Raw genomic sequence first — 21291 nt, forward strand, 5'->3', positions numbered from 1 at the left:
GATCTTTTAGAATAGAGACTTAATTTTGGGAACGTTCCCAAACAAGGAGTTCTCCTCACTAAAAGAGCTCAGGTGCTTGTTACCACATTGCGGATCAGGCTATTGAAAATGAAGTTATCTCAAGAAGAATATAAAGGTTATGAAAGGAAGGGGTAGAAAGCATGGCAACCATTACTTTCCCTAAAGATTTTCGTTTTGGAGTGTCAACAGCATCTTATCAAATTGAAGGTGCCTATGACGAAGATGGCAGAGGTATGTCTATATGGGATACCTATAGCCGAATTCCTGGCAGGGTCCTAAATGGAGACAATGGTGATACTGCTTGTGACAGCTATCATCGTATGGATGAAGATATTGCATTATTAAAAGAGTTAGGTGTGAATACTTATCGATTCTCCATTGCATGGCCGAGGATTTTTCCGAACGGAAGAGGTGAAGTCAATCAAAAAGGGCTGGACCACTATCATCAGTTTGTCGATAAACTAATAGAAAACGGAATTGAACCTCTTTGTACCATCTACCATTGGGATCTACCGCAATCTCTCCAAGATGAGGGCGGTTGGAAGAATCGACAAACCATTGAAGCTTTTGTTGAGTATTCCGATTTATTATTCCGTGAGTTTTCAGGGAAAATAAAATCCTGGTTAACGATTAATGAACCGTGGTGTGTTTCCTTTTTAGGATATTTCGTTGGCGAACAGGCTCCAGGGGAAAAAGATCTTCAAACATCCCTTGATGTTGCCCATCACCTTTTGCTCGCACATGGACGAGCTGTAAAGCGATTTAAAGAACTAGGTATTCCTGGAGAAATCGGATTTGCGCCAAATGTTACATGGTATGAACCTTTCAGCAATCAACCAGAAGATGTTGAGGCTTGTAAGCGGATTTCAGCATGGTTTATGGAGTGGTTCTTAGACCCAGTATTTAAAGGCAGCTATCCGCAAATTCTAGTAGATTGGTTTGCAAAAAAAGGGGCAAAAGTAAATATTCAGGAAGGCGATATGGAAATCATTTCGCAGCCTATTGATATTTTAGGAATCAATTTTTATACAGGAAATGTTTCGCGCTATAAAGAAGGAAATGGAACGTTTGATTGTGAACATCTGGATGGTTTATTTGATAAAACAGACATCGGGTTTACGATCTATGCCGATGCTTTTTACAAGGTGCTGGTGGATATCAAAAATAAATATGGCGATGTGCCCGTCTACATCACAGAAAATGGTGCAACGTATAATCAAGATCCAGTCGACGGTCGTGTTATTGATGATAAACGAATCAAATACTTAAAGCAGCATTTAACACAGATTAGTCGTGCGCTGGCATCGGGTGTGAATTTAAAAGGCTACTGCGTTTGGTCATTGATGGATAATTATGAATGGTCTTATGGCTACAGTATGAGGTTTGGTCTTGTTCATGTTGATTATCATACATTGAAGCGTACGAAAAAAGACAGCTATTTCTGGTACAAGAAACTGAATCAAAACCATTGGTTTGAATTGTAGGTGTTACGATGAATATTCACTTTAGTGGTGATTTGCAGGGACTTGAACAAGGAATAGAAATTATTTGCAGAGAGTTAGATATCAAGCAAACGGAAGATGGAATTCCTATCACTGTGGAACAAATGACAGGTCCATTAATGGCTGCCTGCAAGAAAGACTCTGGAGTAATTCGCTATCAAGAAAAAATACACTTTTTTCGTGCATTAGGATTGTGGCTGCAGGAGTTTGAGGAGCGTAATCAATTTGAAATAAGTGAAGAACCGCAATTTAAAACAAATGGTGTGTTGGTAGATTGCTCGCGTAATGCTGTAATGACCGTAGACGGGATTTATACTCTTTTACGAAAAATGGCTTTAATGGGTTTGAATATAGTCATGATGTACACAGAGGATACCTTCACAGTTGAGAAATATCCCTATTTCGGGTATATGCGCGGCCGATATACCGAAAAGGAATTACAAGCTTGTGATGAATATGCGCAGCATTTAGGCATTGAAATGATTCCATGTATTCAGACACTCGCCCATTTAACAGAGGCTTTGAAGTGGAATTATGCATCAAAAATAAGAGATACTGCTGATATTTTGTTAGCAGATCTTGATGAAACCTATGAATTTATTGAGGAGTTGTTAAAAGCTGCCTCACGTCCATTCAAGAGTAAGCGTATCCATATTGGAATGGACGAAGCACATCAGCTTGGCTTAGGAAAGTATTTAGAGGAGCATGGATATCAAAAACGTTTTGATATTATGAATAAGCATCTTCACAGGGTGGTATCACTCGCTGAAACGTTAGACTTAAAACCGATGATTTGGAGCGATATGTATTTTCGACTGGGCTCCAAATCAGGGAATTATTATGATTTGAATGTGGACATTCCTGAGGATGTTATTGAATCTATGCCGGGCAATGTCCAATTTGTGTATTGGGATTATTATCATAGTGATGAAGAGTTTTACCGAACATTCTTGAAAAAACATAAAGAATTTGGCTCAGAGCCTATCTTCGCCGGCGGCGTATGGACATGGAATGGCATTGCTCCGAACTATGGAAAAACAATCGTTACAACAAACGCCGCTTTAGAAGCTTGTAAAAAGGAAGGAATCACTGAGGTATTTGCAACCATGTGGGGCGATAACGGAGCAGAAACACATCCATTTACCGGATTGGCTGGTTTGCAGTTATATGCTGAACACGGTTATGCCAGTGAAGTGAGTCAAGAGAAGTTAGCTAAACGATTCAATTTTTGCACCGGCGGAAATTGGGATGATTTTGTTGCCTTAAATGAATTTGATGAGACACCTGGTGTTTCTAAAGATAACCTGCATGAATCAAATCCATCTAAGTTTTTGTTATGGCAGGATGTTTTACTCGGTTTATACGATGAGAATATTCGTTCCTTGCCGTTACGTGAACATTACGCAAATTTGGCTTTGGTCTTGGAAAGAGCAAAAGACAGGAATACAAGCTGGTCAGCCATTTTTAGTTTTTATACCCAGCTGGCTCATGTATTGAGTATGAAAGCCGACATAGGCATCAAATTAAAGGATGCCTTTGACCAAAATGATAATCATCGATTAACAGACCTGAAAATGGAGCTGCCAATATTACGTGATATGGTAGATGATTTACGTAAACTCCATCGTTCCCTATGGTTTTCTACAATGAAACCATTTGGCTGGGAAATTATTGATATTCGCTATGGAGGAATACTCTCAAGGTTAGAAACAGCAGAGTATCGAATTGACCAGTGGCTTAATGGTGAGATTGACAGATTTGAAGAGTTAGAAGTCGAGAGGCTTTACCATGATGCACCATGGAAAATGCCTGAAGGTGCTTTAGGAAGAAATTCGTACCATCGGATTGTAACTGCTGGAACATTTTCCGGATAAACTTTATAGAGGTGTAGAGAATGATCATTGGTTTTCAAACTGCAAATTATTTTGCTCGTGCAACGAACTATCAGTCAAGTGTGGAAGCATGGGGAGAAGCTGAGCGCAAAGTAATTGAAACCTTTAGCTTAGCTGAATTCAATAACATTTGCCGGGATATACAAGGTGCGGGCTTTCAAAATATGGAACTATGGATGGGACATGCCTTTCCTAAATTTATGACTCCTTATTTTGCAGAAGAATTAAAGAAAATATGGCAGAGCTATGGTTTAAATGTCTATTCCTATTCTTGTTCGCTAGGTGATCCAATCCATTATCCAAGATGGACAAGGCTATGTTTTGAGACAGCTCAAATGCTGGGAATTGACTTGATTACAAGCGGAATTTCCAAAGAGTCTGCTCCTGTTATATATAGTTTATGTAAAGAATTTGGAATCAAGGTGGGCGTTGAGAACCATCCAGAAAAGCATCCCGATGAAATCAAAGCCATCATCGGTGATTATGGTGATTTACTTGGTGCTGTGGTTGATACAGGTTGGTATGGAACACAGGGTTTTTCTGCATCTGAAGCGATTCTGCAATTAAAGGATTCGTTACTTAATGTACATTTAAAAGATGTCAGAGAAGCAGGCAAACATGATCCTGTCGCACTGGGAACGGGGATAGCCGGTATTGCAGAGTGTGTTTATGCACTAAAAGAAATTGGCTATGACCGGACAGTATCCATCGAGCAGGAAACGGGGGAGTATGATCCGACTGAAGACTGCGCCCATGCACTTCAATGGGTTAAGAGTTTAATAGATGAAAAAAAGACTGATTCCCAGTCGGTAATGCTTTAATTCCTTTTATCCAAAGGCTCTGTAAAACTGAATGTTGATTTCACTGTGTTTGGAACATAAGCGGAGAATTTCCGTTTAAATTGGGAAATACCTTTATTTCCTTGAAAATAGGCGGAGTTTTTCCGCTTATTGTATTCAAATCCTTGTAATTTGTCTTATTTGAAGCAGTTAGCCGGAATATCTCCGCTTATACCTGCTTCTTAAGGTTCCAATATAACAATAGCCGGAAATTCTCCGCCTATGAATCCTCAACCCTACACGAAAATCAATAATGAATAATAACAGAGCCTATCCAAAAAACGATGAGGAGTGAAATGATGGTACGGATTGCAGTAGTGGGTACAGGCTGGCAGGGCCAGGGGCATTTAAGTACGATGCAGAAGATAGCTGGAATTGAAGTCGTGGGTGTTTGTGAATTAAATGAAGAAACTCTCTTAAAAGCCGTAACTAAATTTGGTGTAAAGGGTTTTTCTGATTATGTGATAATGCTTGAAGAAAGTAAGCCAGAAGGAGTCATTATCTGTACACCTCCAGAAGTGCGGGAATTTCTTGTGCGTGAAGCGGCGGAAAGGGGAATTCATTGTTTTATTGAAAAACCGCCTGCGAAAAATCTCGAGCAGGCCCTAAAGGTTGTTGAGATATTAGAACGTACTGGAGTGATTAACAGTGTTGGCTTTATGTACCGATACAGTCCTGCTGTCGCCTTTTTAAAAGAACTTATTAAAGGCAAAAGGGTTGCATGGGTCCGCAGTGCCATGCTTGATGGTTTAGCACTCCGCCCAAACTGGCCGCGCTGGTTTTTTAATAAGGAAATTTCAGGAGGGCCAGTTTTTGATCAGGCAATTCATATTTTTGATCTCTCTCGCTATCTGCTTGGGGAAGTAGACGAAGTAACTGGTTTCCAAGGCAATCTTGTTGTTCAAAAAGAAGGGGACTTTACGGTTGAGGATAGCTTTACCCTATCAATGAAATACCAAAATGGAGTATTACAAAATCATACCCATACATGGTCCTATCCGGATGTATTTACGCAAATAGAAATGATTTCCGACCAGCTGCATGTAACACTTGACCTTGTTAAAGGAAGTGTAAGCGGTAAGGTGGAGGGTGTAGAAGTGTTCTTTGAAGCGGAGGACCATGGACTCTATCAGCTTGAACTGGAAGCATTCGCAAAGGCCATTGAAGAGAAAAATCCCGCTTTTGTCCTGGCAACCTATAAAGACAGCATTCAATCTCTATCAGTTTCCCTCAACGCACTAAAGGTACTTGAGGCAGATAAAATAGTAAATGAATAGGAGTGTCACTTAAGAGAGTGCCGAGACTGCTTATAAGGTGTCCGCAGGCATTCTCTATAATTACATGTAAAGGAGAAAGTGATATGGGCAGAGCGCTTACTTTTTTAATGGAGTGGCTATGGAGACTATTATACTTAAACGCACTCTGGATATTGTTTTCATTACCGATTATTACCATAATCCCTGCAACGGCTTCAATGTTTAGCGTAATGGACAAATGGGTCAGGAATGACCAGCATGAGCCAGATTTTAAAGTCTATGTCAGTGAATTTAAGAGATTATTTCTAAAAAGCTACCCGCTTGGACTCTCCATAATGTTGGTTGGGTGTTTACTAGTATTGGACCTGTTGATTCTAAGAAATGCGGTTTCTGAAATCTTTGTGACTATTCGCTATGCATTATTGTTGTTGAGCTTATTATTTTTAATTGCCGTGGCCTATAGTTTTCCCGTTTATCTGCGTTTTCAGTATCCATGGTATAAGACCCTATTCTTTTCGTTTATGCTGGGAATCCGTAACCCTATTATCACATTTTTGGCATCGTGTGGTTTCTTGTTGGTTTTGTTACTATTTATGTTTGCAACAGGTGTCGGATTATTAATATTTGCTAGTTTAATAGCATTAATTAGCACGATTTCTGCGCATTTTATCATTATTTCGTTGCCGGAAGCAGCGGTTAATTAAGTGTTTTGACTACTAATTGTGTCTTTTTTAAGAAAATAGCCAAAAAATATTAATGGAATTTTCAAAAATCAGTTGACGTGAAAGCGGATTCATATAATAATAGTAATAAGTCCACAACATACAACAACAAACGTCAACAAAACACCAAGAAACAATGTAATTCCATAAGCCTCTAAGAAATATAGATTAGTAGTTTGTGAGGGTTGTGACCAAAAAAGAATAAATCTATTTAGGGGGAAAATGAATGAAGACAGTAAGAAAAACATTGGTGTCGCTGTTAATTCTGGCAATAAGCTTCTCTTTGATTCTGGCTGGCTGTTCTAGCAAGGAATCAGGCGGGTCAAAGTCGAGCGGAACGAAAGACGGTGAAAAAGTGGTTATTGATTTCTGGACCTTTTGGGGTTCTGAAACACGCAGGCCAATCATTGAAAAGATTATCGATGATTTCAATAAATCGCAAGATAAAATTGAAGTCAAACATACATATCTTCCATGGGGAGATGTTTGGACTAAAAACTTAGCTTCAATCGCAGCTGGAAATCCTGCGGACTTAATCATTAACGACATTAATGCAGTTGGCCACCGTGCGCAAAACAATCAAAATACGAATCTTGCAAAGTATTTAGAACAGGATCCAGAAGTGAAGGATCGCTTCTACCCAGAATTATATAATGCAAGTTTGTATGAAGGGGACCCATACGCACTTCCTTTCAACACAGATACACGTTTAATGTTCTGGAATAAAGATATGTTTGAAGAAGCTGGTCTTGATCCTAATACACCTCCAAAAACATGGGCTGAGTTAGAAGAAATGGGTAAAAAGCTTGATGTGAAAAAGGGAGATAAATACGAAAGAATCGGTTACCTGCCTAATCAGGGAATCGGAGCAGATGTCTGGATGATCAATGCTGATGGAAAAGGATATTGGGATTTTGATGCAAAGAAAGCCATTATCAATGATGAAACGAACGTAGAAGCCTTAACGTGGATGAAAAACTATTATGACTATTACGGCGATAAAACGATTAACAGCTTTAAGGCTGAGTTTGGTGAGCAAACTGCAGATCCATTTGTTGCTGGTAAATTAGCTATTACTACTGATAATGCAAACTTCTTCACGAAAATAAGAGATTACGGTGACGGTATGAACTTCGGTGTTGCGCCGCTGCCAGCAATGGAAGAAGGAAGCGGTAATTCAAGCTGGGGCGGCGGCTTTGTCGCTGAGATTCCTAAAGGAGCAAAACATCCTGATGAAGCTTGGGAATTCCTAAAATACTTAACAGATGTTCAGGCTCAGGAATATTGGGCAGTGAAGAACTTTGATGTTGTTGCGAACAAAGAAGCAGCAGAAAAAGCTGCTGGCAGTGCAGAGTTTTCAGAGGAAGGAAAGATGGTTTATTCTGAAGCTGCTGAGAATATGAAACAAACCTTACTTACTCCAACACCTAACGAAGCACCTGACTATATCAATTTAATTCAGCCTGAAATTGAATCGGTTCTATTAGGGAAAAAGTCTCCTAAAGAAGGATTGGATGCAGCACAAAAAGCAGTAGAAGAATTGGTTAAATCAAACAAAAAGTAACAGTAAATTGTTCAGGGAGTGACTTTAATTCGCTCCCTGATTGTTTAACCTTGGAAGAAGGGATGAACGAGATGGAACGAATTGTAATAAATAAACCAGAGATAACAAAGAAATATAAAAAACAAAAAGCAAGTTCTTCATTACAGAGAAAAGAAGGTTTGCAGGGTTATCTTTTTATAGCACCGTGGATCATTGGTTTTCTGTTTTTTATGGCTGGACCACTATTATTTTCCCTCTATGGAAGCTTTACCAATTTCAACATCACTTCAAAAATGGATTTTATCGGTCTCGATAACTTCAAAAAAATGTTTACAAATGACCCAATCATTTGGCTTTCACTGAAAAACACACTCTACTTTGTTGTAATCTCTGTACCGCTAACGACAGCAGGGGCTGTCATGCTTGCTGTTCTTTTAAATCAAGGGATAAAGGGAATGCGAGTATTTAGAACCATATTTTATTTACCGGCAGTTTTATCCGGTGTAGGGGTCTATTTACTTTGGATGCAGCTTTTAAGTCCTTCCTCCGGATTGGTAAACACACTGCTGGGCTTTGTAGGAATTGATGGCCCTGCTTGGCTGACAGATCCTTCATGGACAAAGAACGCACTGATTTTCATGAAAATGTGGAGTGTCGGCGGCGGAATGCTTTTGTACTTAGCAAGTCTTCAAGGTGTATCACAGTCCTTATATGAAGCAGCTGAGATTGATGGGGCTACTTCATTCAGAAAGTTTTTCCATATTACATTACCAATGATTACCCCAGTTATCTTTTTTGATCTTGTGACAAGTACAATTGGCGCCTTCCAGATTTTCCAGGAAGCCTACGTAATGAGTGAAAGTGGCGATGGAGGACCGGCCAATTCACTGGTATTCTTCAATTTGCATATGTGGAACAAAGCGTTTGAGGTTTTCGATATGGGTTACGCGATGGCCATGTCATGGGTATTATTCATCATTATCCTTGTATTAACAGTTTTCAACCTAAAGATTGCCCCACGCTGGGTTCATTATGAAGGGGAGGATCGGAAATGAGTGCAGCAGCCCAAACAAAGGAAAATTATTTTAAAAGTGCAAACTTCAAGAAAAAAACTGGACAAACCATAGTCCTAATCGTTCTCATTCTAGGAAGTCTGTTAATTTTATCTCCTATTTGGTGGATGATTGCCACCTCTTTAAAGGATATGAAAGAAATTATGACCTATCCGCCAACCTTTATACCGAAAGAATGGCATTGGGAGAACTATTTAATAACCCTGCAAAAAGGTCCATTTTTGCAATATACCTTAAATACACTGTTTATCACTGTTTTTGTTGTAATCGGAAATGTTGTGGCCAACTCGTTTATTGCTTATGGATTTGCAAAAATCCATTTTAAAGGACGAAATGTTTTGTTCGCATGCGTCCTCGCAACGATGATGATTCCTGGATTTGTTACATTAGTGCCGCAATATGTGATTTATGCGAAGCTCGGATGGTTAAACACTTATTTACCGTTAATTCTACCCGCTTTCTTTGGAAGTGCCTTTAATATTTTCCTGCTTAGACAGTTCTTTTTGACGATACCGAATGAATTAATTGAAGCAGCTAAAATTGATGGAGCTAATCATCTTTATATATGGTGGAAAATATTTATTCCACTGGCAAAACCGGCGATTGCCACTGTTGCCATCTTTTCCTTTAACGGAGCATGGAATGATTTTCTTGGTCCATTATTATACATAAATGATGAATCTCTCTATACGCTGCAATTGGGATTGCAAATATTTAAAGGTCAAAATGATACTCAATGGAACTTTTTAATGGCAGGTTCGCTTATGGTACTGCTTCCGGTCATCACAATCTTTTTCTTCTTCCAGCGTTACTTTATAGAAGGAATGAACTTAACAGCCGGATCTAAAGGATAATTTGAACCTATAAAGGAAGGAATTGTTTAGTTAATGGCATTACTTGGGATTGATATTGGGACCACTCATTGTAAGGCAGGGGTATTTAGAGATGATGGATCACAGATTCAGATAGATGTCTCCCCAACCATTACCCATTATAACAAGCAAGGAGAACCGTATTATTTGCCTGATGAAATATGGGGAAATATTACAAGATGTTTAAAGGAAGTTATGCTCTGCTGTGATGAGAAAGTATGGGCTATCGGCATTACAAGTATGGCGGAAACTGGTCTCTTGGTGGACAGGCAATCTGGTAAACCAAGGACCAATTTCATTCCTTGGTTCAGCCGGTGTGCTGAAGGTGAAGCGGAGGAAATTGCTAATGAGGATAGTCCTTTACATCGCTTTCAGAAAACGGGTCTCCATAGCAGCTATAAATATGGACTTGCAAAAATAATCCACTTAAGAAAGCAGCAAACAGACATTTTGGACGATGCAGTCTGGCTGTCGGCTTCAGACTTTATTGCCTATAAGCTTACCGGTCATTTTGCAACAGACTATTCTTTAGCAGCAAGAACCTATGCGTTTCAAATTGATCAACTTTCTTGGGACCAGGACTGGATTAGGCATTTCAATTTACCGGACCAATTATTCCCGGAGGCATTGCCCAGCGGAACAAAAATGGGAATTACTCTGTCTACAGAGTTAGAAGAGCTTGGTATACCCCAAGGGATACCTGTTACAGTTGCAGGTCATGACCACCTCGCAGCTGCCCTTGCCGTTGGTGCTGTCACCCCTGGAAGTGTATTTGATTCTATTGGTACGGCTGAAACACTTGTTGGTGCGATAGAGAAAAAGCAGCTTACAGAAGTGGATTTTGCATCAGGACTTACATTTGGATGTCATGTTGTGAGGGATAAATTCTTTTGGATGGGAGGAATTTCAGCCTCAGGAGGTTCAATTGAATGGTTTAGAAATCAGTTTTCGGATCGAAAAATGTCCTATGATGAAATTATGAGTCTATCAGCTCGATCAATAGAGGGGCCGTCAGGTATTCTATACTATCCATACTTATCTGGGAGTGGTTCCCCACAGCCTGACCCGTTTGCAAGAGCTGCTTTCATCGGTCTCAAGACATCTCATAAACGTGAAGATCTTTTGAAAGCGATGATGGAGGGAACTGCGTATGAACTGGAATCGATTCGCAGAAGTGCTGAAAAAATAGCGGGACAACTCATAAATCAAATGATTTCTGTTGGCGGCGGGACAAAAAACCATTACTGGATGCAGATAAAATCCGATATTACAAACTGCCATTTGGCCGTCCCGGAAATAAATGAGGCGACCCTGCTTGGAGCCGCAATAACAGCAGGGATTTGCTCAGGTGTATATAAAGATGAAGAAGAGGCTGCAAAGGCAATTCAATTTACTAATCCTAAAGAAATAATACCTAATCAGCAGTACCATCATGAATATAAACGATTGTACGAAGAAGGATATATGGGTCTTCAGCTGCATTTACGGAACTTTTATCAAAATTTTCACAAGAGTGTTTAAATCAAAAATAATCATAGGGGGACAAGGTTATGGAAAAGAATATTAATCTAATAAATGTACTGCCGTTAAAAGAAGTTTTGATAGAAGCTGAAAAAAAGGGCTATGCAGTCGGTTCCTTCTCACCTAGATATACTCCGATGATTCGTCCGGTTTTACGGGCAGGAGAAAAGACAAAATCTCCTTTAATTGTCCAAATATCCGAAAAAGAATTAATTCGTTATGGTATTACTCCGTTTGAATTTGGCGAGACATTTTACAAAGTAATGGAAGAAGAGAATATCACGGTGCCAGTTGTCCTCCATCTTGACCATACAAAGGAATTTTCCGTAATTGAGGATTGTATTGAAGCGGGATTTACTTCTGTCATGATCGATGCTTCTGAAAAAGAGCTGGATGAAAATATTTCTATAAGTAAAGAAGTGGTTGAATTTGCACATGCAAAAGGTGTTTCTGTTGAAGCAGAGCTTGGGAAAATCGGAACAACTGATTTTGTAGAAACTGACAATGATGAAGAGCTTTATACCGATCCGAAAGAAGCCTTGCGATTTGTGAACGAGACAGGCTGTGATGCACTTGCGGTTTCAGTCGGAACGGCACATGGAGTCTATCTTGTAAAACAGCCAAAGGTCGATCTTGAACGCTTGAAGGAAATCAGAAACTTAACCCCTGTTCATTTAGTTCTCCACGGAGGATCTGGTGTACCATCTGAAATGATTAAAGAGGCGACCATGCTTCCAAACGGCGGTATAAGTAAAGTGAATATCGCAACCGATTTAGAACTTGCACTTTTAAACTCTCTTGGAAGAACAGAAAGAATGACAAATGAGGAGTGCAAAGCACTTTCAAAGGAGCAGTTAGAGATTGCCCAAAATGCAGTTGAGGCTGCAGTAATTGAAAAAATCCAGTACTTTCTTGGAAGTGCCCAACAGGCAGAAAGCTTTCAGATATAAATAAGAAGTTCTTTTATAGAAAAGGCTCTGTATTATTCATTGTTGTTTTTCGTGTAGTGTTGAGAATTCATAGGCGGAGAATTTCCGGCTATTGTTTATAGAGGAACCTTAAGAAGCAGATATAAGCGGAGATATTCCGCTTAACTTCTTTAAATAAGTCAAATTACAAGGATTTAGTTACAATAAGCGGAAAAACTCCGCCTATTTTTAAGGAAATGTGGGTATTTCCCAATTTAAACGGAAATTCTCCGCTTATTTTCCAAACATAGTGAAATCAACATTCAGGTTTAACAGAGCATTATAAAAAAACTGTATAGATATTCGAGAGATGTTTATCTTAAAAGGAGGTTTTTTGATGAGCCAGTCCCCGTTTCCTATTAGAGGGGTGATAGAAGGATTTTATGGATTATTTTACAGTGCTCCTGAGCGGAAGGATTTAATCTCCTTTATTGGTGATCACGGGTTTAATCTATACATATATGGACCAAAAAATGACCGTCAGCATCGCGCCCGATGGCGGGAGCCTTATCCTGATTTCATTATGGAACAGTTTGCTGAAACCGTTGCTCATTCAAGGAACGTTGGAGTGGATTTTGCCTACAGTATTGGATCTGGTGTTTCAATTAATTATGCAAGTGAAGAGGATTTTCAGTTCATTACGGAGAAATTTAAAGCATTTTATAAGATTGGTGTCAGGAATTTTATGATCATGTTAGATGATATAGCTGCGGAATTTCAACATGAGGAAGAAGTGAAAATGTTCACCAGTTATGCACAAGCACATGTTCAGGTTGGGAACCGTTTGAATCACTGGTTAAAATCACTTGATAAAACGTGCAGGCTCTCTCTTTGTCCAACTGATTATCATGGTATCGCGCCATTTAGTTACTATATTCATGAACTGGGTAACGGATTAAACAAAGAAATTGACATCTTTTATACAGGGCCAGAGATTTGTTCAAAGACAATTTCGGAGCAAGATGCAGCTGACTTTGCAGCTGCGGTTCAGAGAAAACCGATTATTTGGGATAACTACCCTGTAAATGATTTAGCGTTGACTAGTGAAATGCATATCGGTCCTATAACCGGCCGTGAAAACTCTCTTACAAACGTATGTAAAGGGTTTATTGTCAATACGATGAGCCAGGCAGAAGCATCAAAAATCGCTTTATTAACCTTCGCGGACTTCTTCAACAATCCGGGGGAATATGACCCGTGGACCTCTTGGGACTATGCACTGAAAACAATTGGTGGAGAGGAAAACTACGAGGCTTTACGTCTATTTGCTGAAAATTGCCTGCATTCATGCCTTGATTATTCGAAGGCAGCACCATTGGAGAATTTAACTTCAAAAGCTCTATGTGCCCTGCAATCAGGCGAAAAAGCATCAGTCAGCGTTGAAGTTCAAAATCTTTATGATTACTTGAACGAACTAGACGAAGCGGGGTACCACCTTAAATTTAGAATGACCAATTATGCTTTGCGTAATAATTTGGTCCCATGGATAGAGCTGATGGAAAGCTGGGCGTGGGCAGGCCGAAGGGCTATCGATGTTTTAAGGGCAATGGAAAATAATGAGGACATTAAGTCCCCGCTTAACTGGCTGAAGGAGTCGGCCAGTGAAGTACGGATCCATCCGAAACAGTATGCTGGGAACGTCTTGTACTCATTGATTGAATATGTTGAATCCAAAGTTGTTGAGGAAAAGGGGTCATTCATATTGTGATACAGAAAATTTCAACTAATCTTTATTTATATGAAGATACTTGTAATGTATACGTTATTAAGACCGAAGAAAAGGCGGTCTTAATTGACTTTGGGGATGGTAATGTTCTTAAATATCTTGATACAATCGGGGTTGAGAGTGTAACAGACGTTTTTATCACCCATCATCATCGGGATCAGTGCCAGGGGCTTCCAATTGCTGTTAAGGAAGGGATTCGAATTTGGGCACCGCACAGTGAACAAGATTTATTTCACCATATGGATGAACACTGGCAGGCTAGAGAAATAAATAACAACTACAATATGAGACAAGACCGTTTTTCAATCCTTCAATCTGTACCAGTGTATAAAACATTAAAGGATTACTCTACACTTGTGATAAACGGACTCAAGTTCACGATTATTCCCAGCCCTGGTCATACCATTGGTTCTATTACCATACTAAGTGATATTGATGAAAAGAAGACAGCGTTTACAGGTGATTTAATTTATGCTCCTGGAAAGGTTTGGTCGCTGGCGGCTACTCAATGGTCGTACAACGGTGGTGAGGGCATTGCTTTAAGTGTGCTTTCACTATTAGATTTAATAGACCGGGAACCTGATTTGCTTCTGCCCTCTCATGGGCAAATAATGGAGGAGCCAGCTTCAGCAATGGAACTCCTTATTGAGCGTTATGCACTACTAATGAAACAAAGAATGCAGAATCCTAGATTATTTAAATTGCGGGATAATCCATATGAAGCAATTACACCTCATTTATTACAAAACTGCACAAGCATGTCTAATTCCTACGTCGTCTTATCGAATAGCGGCAAAGCGCTGTTTATTGACTTTGGTTACGATTTTATTAGCGGAATCGGCTCTGGGAGTGACAGAGCATCAAGAAGACCTTGGTTATATACTCTATCAAAATTAAAGGAACAGTACGGAGTTGAAAAAATCGATGTTGTCATTCCCACCCATTATCATGATGATCATGTGGCAGGAATAAATTTATTACGGGATGTAGAAGGAACTGAGGTTTGGTGCCCTGAAAACGTGGCAGAAGTTTTGGAGAACCCTAAAAAATATGATTTACCATGTCTGTGGTATGATCCGATAAAAGTGGATAAACATCTTCCCTTAAACCAGCTGTTTAAGTGGGAAGAATATGAATTTATTGTGTATGAGCAGGCAGGGCATACACTATATGCAGCTGCCATTGAATTTAGCGTAGATGGGAAGAAAGTTCTTGCCATTGGAGACCAATATCAAGGTGAAAATGGCCAATTCAATTATGTGTACCATAACCGATTTAGAATAAGCGACTATGTTGATAGTGCTGAACTCTATAAGTCTGTTAAACCTGACATTATTATTTCTGGCCATTGGGATCCAATCGTTGTAAGTGAGGAATTTCTTTTAAGGATTGATAAAAAAGGGAAGATGCTTGAACAACTCCATAAAGACCTCCTGCCTTTAGAGGAGCTGGATTTTGGTGCGGAAGGTTTTGGGGCGTCCATAGTACCATACCAGACAGAGGTACAGTCAGGACAAACCTTTTCAGTAACACTTGAAATAAAGAACCCGTTCCCAGAAGAAAACGAAATTATCGCGAAAATGATTACGCCGGCAGGCTGGGAAATCAATAACAGAGAATTCAATACGAAGCTGCCAGGCAATGAAGTTGTACAATTTACAACATTGATTACAATTCCTGAAGGATACACAGGCTACAGGGAACGAATTGCAGTGGATCTTACTGTTGGTAGGCGACGTTTCGGACAGCATGCTGAGGCACTTGTAACAATTATGGATTTGCCAATTTTAGGAGGTGCAGAAAATGACGAATAAAAATAGTACGATATTGGAAAAACAACTGCCGAAGACAAAAGAAAAAACCTTACATATGATTGGAAATGCTCATCTTGACCCCGTATGGCTATGGCAATGGCAAGAGGGATTTCAGGAAACAAAAGCAACATTTAGGTCTGCGCTTGATCGAATGAAAGAGTATCCTGATTTCGTATTCACGAATAGTTCCGCCGCTAATTATGAATGGATTGAAAACAATGAACCTGAGATGTTTGAAGAAATCAAACAGCGTATTCAAGAAGGACGATGGGAAATTGTCGGCGGCTGGTGGATTCAGCCGGATTGCAATCTTCCGAGCGGGGAGTCGTTTGTTCGCCAAGGGCTTTATGGACAGCGTTATTTCCAAGAAAAATTTGGGGAAACAGCGAAGGTCGGCTACAATGTTGATAGTTTTGGACATCATGGGATGCTGCCTCAAATATTAAAGAAAAGCGGTATGGATTACTATATTTTTATGCGTCCAAGCCCGCAGGAAAAAGGACTTCCTGGAAGGTTGTTCTGGTGGGAATCAGATGACGGTTCACGCATTTTAGCCTATCGTATTCCATTTGAATATTGCACATGGGGCAAGGATGTTGAAAAACATGTACGTAGAAATGCAGGGGAATTAAAAGCACCATTTAATGATTTAATGACATTTTACGGTGTTGGTAACCATGGCGGCGGTCCAACAAAGGAAAATATCGAAAGCATTAAACAATTAAATGAAAATCCATCCTATCCAACACTTGTGTTTAGTACAGTTAATAAATTTTTCAATGACCTTATGGTAAAGAATCTTCCGTTCCCGGTTGTCCATGATGACCTTCAGCACCATGCAAGCGGATGCTACTCTGTACATTCAGGAATAAAAAAATGGAACCGCGAGGCAGAAAATGCCCTTATTAAAGCTGAGAAATTCTCGGCATTTGCGGATTGGACAACCGGACAAAAATATCCGGCTGCTGAATATAAACAGGCATGGAAGAATGTATTATTCAATCAATTTCATGATATTTTAGCAGGGACAAGTATTGAAGCAGCATATGAAGATGCGCGGGATATGCACGGAGAGGCCATGTCAATCGCTAAACGGGGTGTCAACTATGCCATTCAATCTTTGTCTTGGAGAATTGATATAGAAGAAGAAAAAGGGATGAAACCAATTGTTATCTTTAATCCTCATTCGTGGACCAGTAATGTAAATGTTGAACAAGAAATAGGTGGATTAAAGCCTGAGGATGTTTTAGTAGATGAAGAGGGAAATCAAGTTCCGATGCAAGTAGTTCAATCGCAGGCAACCGCTGGGGGACGTTCACGCATCAGCTTTATTGCCAATCTTCCATCAATGGGGTACCGAGTATATAAAATCGTACAACGTGAAATTGGTAATGAATTCACATCTATCAAGGCAAATGATACAAGCTTGGAAAATGACCATTTCCGAGTTGAAATCGATCAACAAACAGGATTTGTATCAAGTATATATGATAAACAAAAGAACCTGGAAATACTAGGGGGACCAGCAGCAAGACCAGTCGTCATGAACGATTTTAGTGACACGTGGTCGCATAATGTTCTTCAGTATAAGAGCGAAGATGGCACCTTCAAAGCCACGAGTGTAAAACTAGTGGAACATGGACCTGTAAAATCGGTTATTCGGGTTATTAGTGAATATGGAAGATCAACACTGCATCAAGACTTTACTATGTATAAAGAGCTTAACCAGATTGATGTCCATTGTACATTAAACTGGCAGGAACAATTTAAAGCACTAAAGATTAAGTTCCCTGTTGACCTTATCTTCAGAAAATCAACCTATGAAATCCCTTATGGGCATATTGTTAGAGAGGGCAATGGAGAGGAAGAGCCCGGACAAAACTGGATTGATACTTCTGGAACTCATCCATCTACAGGCGAGATATACGGATTCAGCTTACTAAATGACGGCAAGTACAGCTTTGACATCCATAACAAAGAAATGAGTATGACGGTCCTTCGCAGCCCAATTTATGCACATCACGACCCGTTGGTTCCAGAAGCAGATAGATATTATTCATTTATTGATCAAGGAATTCAAAGATTCACATACTCCTTGCTGCCGCATGAAGGAAATTGGGAAACAGCAGGGACTGTAAAACGTGCAGCCGAATTGAACCAAAAACCTATTAGCATTATTGAAACCTATCATAAAGGTCACCTTCCACAAAAAGATTCCTTCTTGTCAGTTGATGTTGAGAATGTCATAGTTAGTGTCATAAAGCAAGCAGAGGACAATGAGGATCTAATACTGCGTGCCTATGAAACAGCAAATGATGAAACTACTGCCATCATTTCTTTACCTAAATGGAACCGGCAAATAAAGACTAAGTTTAGGCCGTCTGAAATAAAGACATTCCGTATTCCAAAAGATTCATCCGAGCCTGTTTTAGAAAATAATTTACTGGAGTGGGAAGAATAAGAAATGTCTACTGAGCATTTACTTAATGACAAGAGGAGTAAAGTACATGATTGTGTCGCAGCGCCGTAAGTTAATAAAAGAGCTATTAATAAAAAATAAAAGTGTAAAGGTCTCTGATCTTGTTGAGCTACTTCATGTATCAGAAGAAACAATCCGGAGGGATTTGAATCAGCTTGAAAGAGAGGGCGTTGCCGAGAAAAACTATGGCGGTGCAGTCCTAATAGAGGAGGCTGAAAACCAATTTCTTATTCCTCCTGTTGATAAAAGGAAGTTCCAATATTCTCTTGAAAAAGAATTAATCGGGAAGGCTGCAGCCCAATTGATAAAAGAGGGTCAAACCATCATTTTTGATGCAGGATCAACAACTTGGTATGTAGGAAAAAACTTACCAGATAATAGTAACTTAACGATTATAACCAATGCTATGAACGTAGCAGAGGAATGCAGTAAAGATGAAACTGCCTCGATCTACTTATTAGGCGGGAAACTTAGGAAGAATTCAATGAGTCTTGTTGGGCCGCAGGTAGAGACTGAATTACAAAACTACAATGCCGATTATGTGTTCCTTGGGACAGCTGGAATTTCATTAAGGCATGGGTTTACAAGCTCTGATTTGTATGACGCGGAAATGAAACGGGCGATGGTTTCGGCAGGACAAAAGATTGTTGTTGTGGCTGACCACAGCAAGCTTCAAAGATCAGGTTTAACCCCTTTTTGCCCTTTTGATCAAGCGGATATATTTATTACTAGTGATCTTGCAGATAAAGAAATTCTGAAGGAAATTGAAAAAAGAGGTGTGAAAGTAATTGTAGTGCCTTTATCAAATGATACTTTCTCTAGGTAGAAAGGAAGTGAGGGGATAAAGCAGCCAGTTTGTTTTTTCCCCTGACTTCTATGAAATTAACATACTATAAAATCAATGCAAAAAGGAGGTTATTCAAGTGGTAAAGGTTGCTTTATTAAGTAAATGGCATGTTCATGCTGATGATTATGCACGACAGGCAGCTCAAAATAAACATCTGGAAATCAAGGTAGTCTGGGACGAAAATGCAGAACGCGGCAATGAGTGGGCAGGAAAGCTGGGTGTTCCTTTTGAACAAGATTTACTGAAAGTGTTAGCTGATCCGGAGATTGAGGCAGTTATTGTAGATACACCAACAAACCTTCACAAAGAGATCATACTGCTTTCTGCCAAAAATAAAAAACATATTTTTACTGAAAAAGTGTTGGCTTTTACGATGGAAGATTGTAAAGAGATTTATGAGGCAGTGAGTAATAACAATGTAAAATTGATGGTTTCTTTGCCCCGGCTGACTGAAAATTACTATTTATATGCCCAGCAGGTTATTGATGAAGGGCTATTAGGGAAACTGACCTATATTCGCTGCCGATTAGCACATAATGGTGCTGTTCCGTTTGAGGGACATCCAAACGGATGGCTTCCTAAACACTTTTTTAATAAAGAGGAATGCGGCGGCGGCGCATTTATTGACTTAGGGGCGCACCCGATATATTTAACCAATCGTCTTGCAGGACCAGTAAAAGCTGTTACAGCTAGGTTACAAAACCAATTTGGCTATGATGTGGATGATAATTCCGTCGCTATTATTGAATATGAAAGCGGTGCCTTAGGAACGATTGAAACAGGATTTCTTTCAGGACGCAGCCCTTTCCAGCTGGAGCTGTATGGAACGGAAGGAACTCTATTAATAGAAGATAATAAGATCACCTTAAATTCTAAACAGGCAGGCGAGGGATGGAATGCCCCTGAAAAGCTGCCAGAACCACTTCCGCTGCCAATTGAGCAATGGGTAAATTCTATCATTGATGAAACTGAACCAAACATTACAGATCATGATGTACTAGGGTTAACGTTAATCAATCAGGCAGCAATGATATCACACAACCAAGGACGAAGAGTAGAAATAGCTGAAATAATAGTGGATAAACAAAAAGTATAAATCGGAGGCAAAGAAAAATGGTGAACACATTAAGAGTAGGGATTATCGGAGCGGGCGGCATTGCAAAGCATGCTCATATTCCAAACTATTTAAAATGCGGGGAAAAAGTTGAGATTGTTGCTGTAAGTGATGTTGTAAAGGAAAAGGCTGATGAATTAGCAGCAGAATTCAATATTCCCCATACTTTTACGAGTTATGAAGAAATGTTTCAGACTCTAAAATTGGATGCTGTCTCTATTTGTACACCAAACAAATTCCATTATCATGCCACACTAGCCGCACTAAATGCAGGGTGCCATGTACTATGTGAAAAGCCGCCGGCTATGACAGCAAAAGAAGCAGAAGAAATGGCCATTGCAGCACAAAAGGCAGGAAAAATCCTAACTTATGGATTCCATTTTCGTCATGCACCACAGGTAGAAGTGTTAAAGCGCTTTATCGATGCTGGCGAACTTGGTGATATTTATGCTGCACGTGTAACGGCAATGCGCCGCCGGGGAATTCCTGGCTGGGGGGTATTCACAAACAAAGAACTTCAAGGCGGAGGGCCTTTAATTGATATCGGTGTCCATATGCTGGATACGGCATTATATTTAATGGGTTATCCAGAGCCTGATACCGTATTTGGAGTAACCTATCAAAAACTAGGGAACCGAAAAGGACTAGGTCTCATGGGATCATGGGATTGGGAGAATTTCTCGGTTGAAGATATGGCACGCGGAATGATTACTTTCAAAAATGGGGCTTCCATTCTATTAGAGTCTGCGTTTGCTGCGAATGTTGAGAAAGCGGATGAAATGAATGTAACGTTAATGGGGGACAATGGTGGAGCAGATGTATTTCCACTAAAAATCTATCAAGAAAAACATGAATCGTTAGTTGATCTCACTCCGGCATATTTACCAAAGAGAGATTATCATGAACTGGAACTTAGTAGATTTGTAGATGCGTGTTTAGAAGGAACAACACCATTAAGCACCGCCAAACAAGGTGTCTATCTCCAACAAATCATCAATGGACTATACGAATCAGCGGCCAAAGGTGAGGCTGTCAAATTAGGTGAACATATCCAGGTTTAACTGAAAATTATAAAAATGGGAGGCGGCAGTATTTCTTTAGT

At 39.7% G+C, this 21291-nt stretch carries 16 protein-coding genes; all 16 read left to right on the top strand.

Annotation, left to right across the window (positions count from 1 at the left end):
• Window positions 1-161: 161 nt before the first annotated feature.
• The 16 genes from H0184_RS08680 (at window position 162) to H0184_RS08755 (ending at window position 21250) form a co-directional block, all read left to right on the top strand.
• Window positions 162-1505 (top strand): GH1 family beta-glucosidase, encoded by a 1344-nt coding sequence (locus H0184_RS08680; protein WP_221823441.1) that lies wholly within the window; start codon window positions 162-164, stop codon window positions 1503-1505.
• A gap of 8 nt (window positions 1506-1513) precedes the next feature.
• Entirely contained in the window at window positions 1514-3397 is a 1884-nt protein-coding gene (locus tag H0184_RS08685) for a beta-N-acetylhexosaminidase (protein ID WP_221823443.1), read from the top strand.
• Between the two features lie 20 nt (window positions 3398-3417).
• The gene (locus H0184_RS08690) at window positions 3418-4236 is read left to right on the top strand and encodes a sugar phosphate isomerase/epimerase family protein (RefSeq protein ID WP_221823445.1); all 819 of its coding nucleotides are present in this window, start codon (window positions 3418-3420) and stop codon (window positions 4234-4236) included.
• Window positions 4237-4550: 314 nt separating this feature from the next.
• Complete coding sequence (locus H0184_RS08695) at window positions 4551-5531, top strand: Gfo/Idh/MocA family protein (RefSeq protein ID WP_221823447.1); 981 nt, start codon at window positions 4551-4553, stop codon at window positions 5529-5531.
• An 83-nt stretch (window positions 5532-5614) separates the two neighbouring features.
• Window positions 5615-6214 carry a YesL family protein gene (locus tag H0184_RS08700; RefSeq protein ID WP_221823449.1) on the top strand — a complete coding sequence of 200 codons (600 nt, stop codon included), beginning with the start codon at window positions 5615-5617 and terminating at the stop codon, window positions 6212-6214.
• A 244-nt stretch (window positions 6215-6458) separates the two neighbouring features.
• On the top strand, window positions 6459-7796 hold the full coding sequence (locus H0184_RS08705) for an ABC transporter substrate-binding protein (protein ID WP_221823451.1): 1338 nt from the start codon (window positions 6459-6461) through the stop codon (window positions 7794-7796).
• 71 nt (window positions 7797-7867) lie between these two features.
• Window positions 7868-8830 (top strand): carbohydrate ABC transporter permease, encoded by a 963-nt coding sequence (locus H0184_RS08710; RefSeq protein ID WP_221823453.1) that lies wholly within the window; start codon window positions 7868-7870, stop codon window positions 8828-8830.
• Window positions 8827-9702, top strand: a complete 876-nt coding sequence (locus H0184_RS08715; protein WP_221823455.1) for a carbohydrate ABC transporter permease — start codon at window positions 8827-8829, stop codon at window positions 9700-9702. Before H0184_RS08710 ends, H0184_RS08715 begins: the two co-directional genes overlap by 4 nt.
• A 33-nt stretch (window positions 9703-9735) precedes the next feature.
• Window positions 9736-11241, top strand: a complete 1506-nt coding sequence (locus tag H0184_RS08720; RefSeq protein ID WP_221823457.1) for an FGGY-family carbohydrate kinase — start codon at window positions 9736-9738, stop codon at window positions 11239-11241.
• A 29-nt stretch (window positions 11242-11270) separates the two neighbouring features.
• The gene (locus tag H0184_RS08725) at window positions 11271-12191 is read left to right on the top strand and encodes a class II fructose-bisphosphate aldolase (protein WP_221823459.1); all 921 of its coding nucleotides are present in this window, start codon (window positions 11271-11273) and stop codon (window positions 12189-12191) included.
• 355 nt (window positions 12192-12546) lie between these two features.
• Window positions 12547-13917, top strand: a complete 1371-nt coding sequence (locus H0184_RS08730) for a protein O-GlcNAcase (RefSeq protein ID WP_221823461.1) — start codon at window positions 12547-12549, stop codon at window positions 13915-13917.
• Window positions 13914-15749, top strand: coding sequence for an MBL fold metallo-hydrolase (locus H0184_RS27975; protein ID WP_221823464.1), 1836 nt, complete (start codon window positions 13914-13916; stop codon window positions 15747-15749). The genes H0184_RS08730 and H0184_RS27975 overlap by 4 nt, the downstream gene beginning before the upstream one ends.
• Window positions 15739-18210, top strand: coding sequence for an alpha-mannosidase (locus tag H0184_RS08740; RefSeq protein WP_221823466.1), 2472 nt, complete (start codon window positions 15739-15741; stop codon window positions 18208-18210). Before H0184_RS27975 ends, H0184_RS08740 begins: the two co-directional genes overlap by 11 nt.
• A gap of 46 nt (window positions 18211-18256) precedes the next feature.
• Complete coding sequence (locus tag H0184_RS08745) at window positions 18257-19054, top strand: DeoR/GlpR family DNA-binding transcription regulator (protein ID WP_221823468.1); 798 nt, start codon at window positions 18257-18259, stop codon at window positions 19052-19054.
• A 97-nt stretch (window positions 19055-19151) separates the two neighbouring features.
• Window positions 19152-20171 (top strand): Gfo/Idh/MocA family protein, encoded by a 1020-nt coding sequence (locus tag H0184_RS08750; RefSeq protein WP_221823470.1) that lies wholly within the window; start codon window positions 19152-19154, stop codon window positions 20169-20171.
• 17 nt (window positions 20172-20188) lie between these two features.
• Entirely contained in the window at window positions 20189-21250 is a 1062-nt protein-coding gene (locus H0184_RS08755; RefSeq protein ID WP_221823472.1) for a Gfo/Idh/MocA family protein, read from the top strand.
• The last annotated feature ends 41 nt before the right edge of the window (window positions 21251-21291 follow it).

Origin of the sequence: Neobacillus niacini (genome assembly GCF_019749295.1) — a bacterium.
Taxonomy (GTDB): Bacteria; Bacillota; Bacilli; order Bacillales; family Cytobacillaceae; genus Neobacillus; species Neobacillus niacini_D.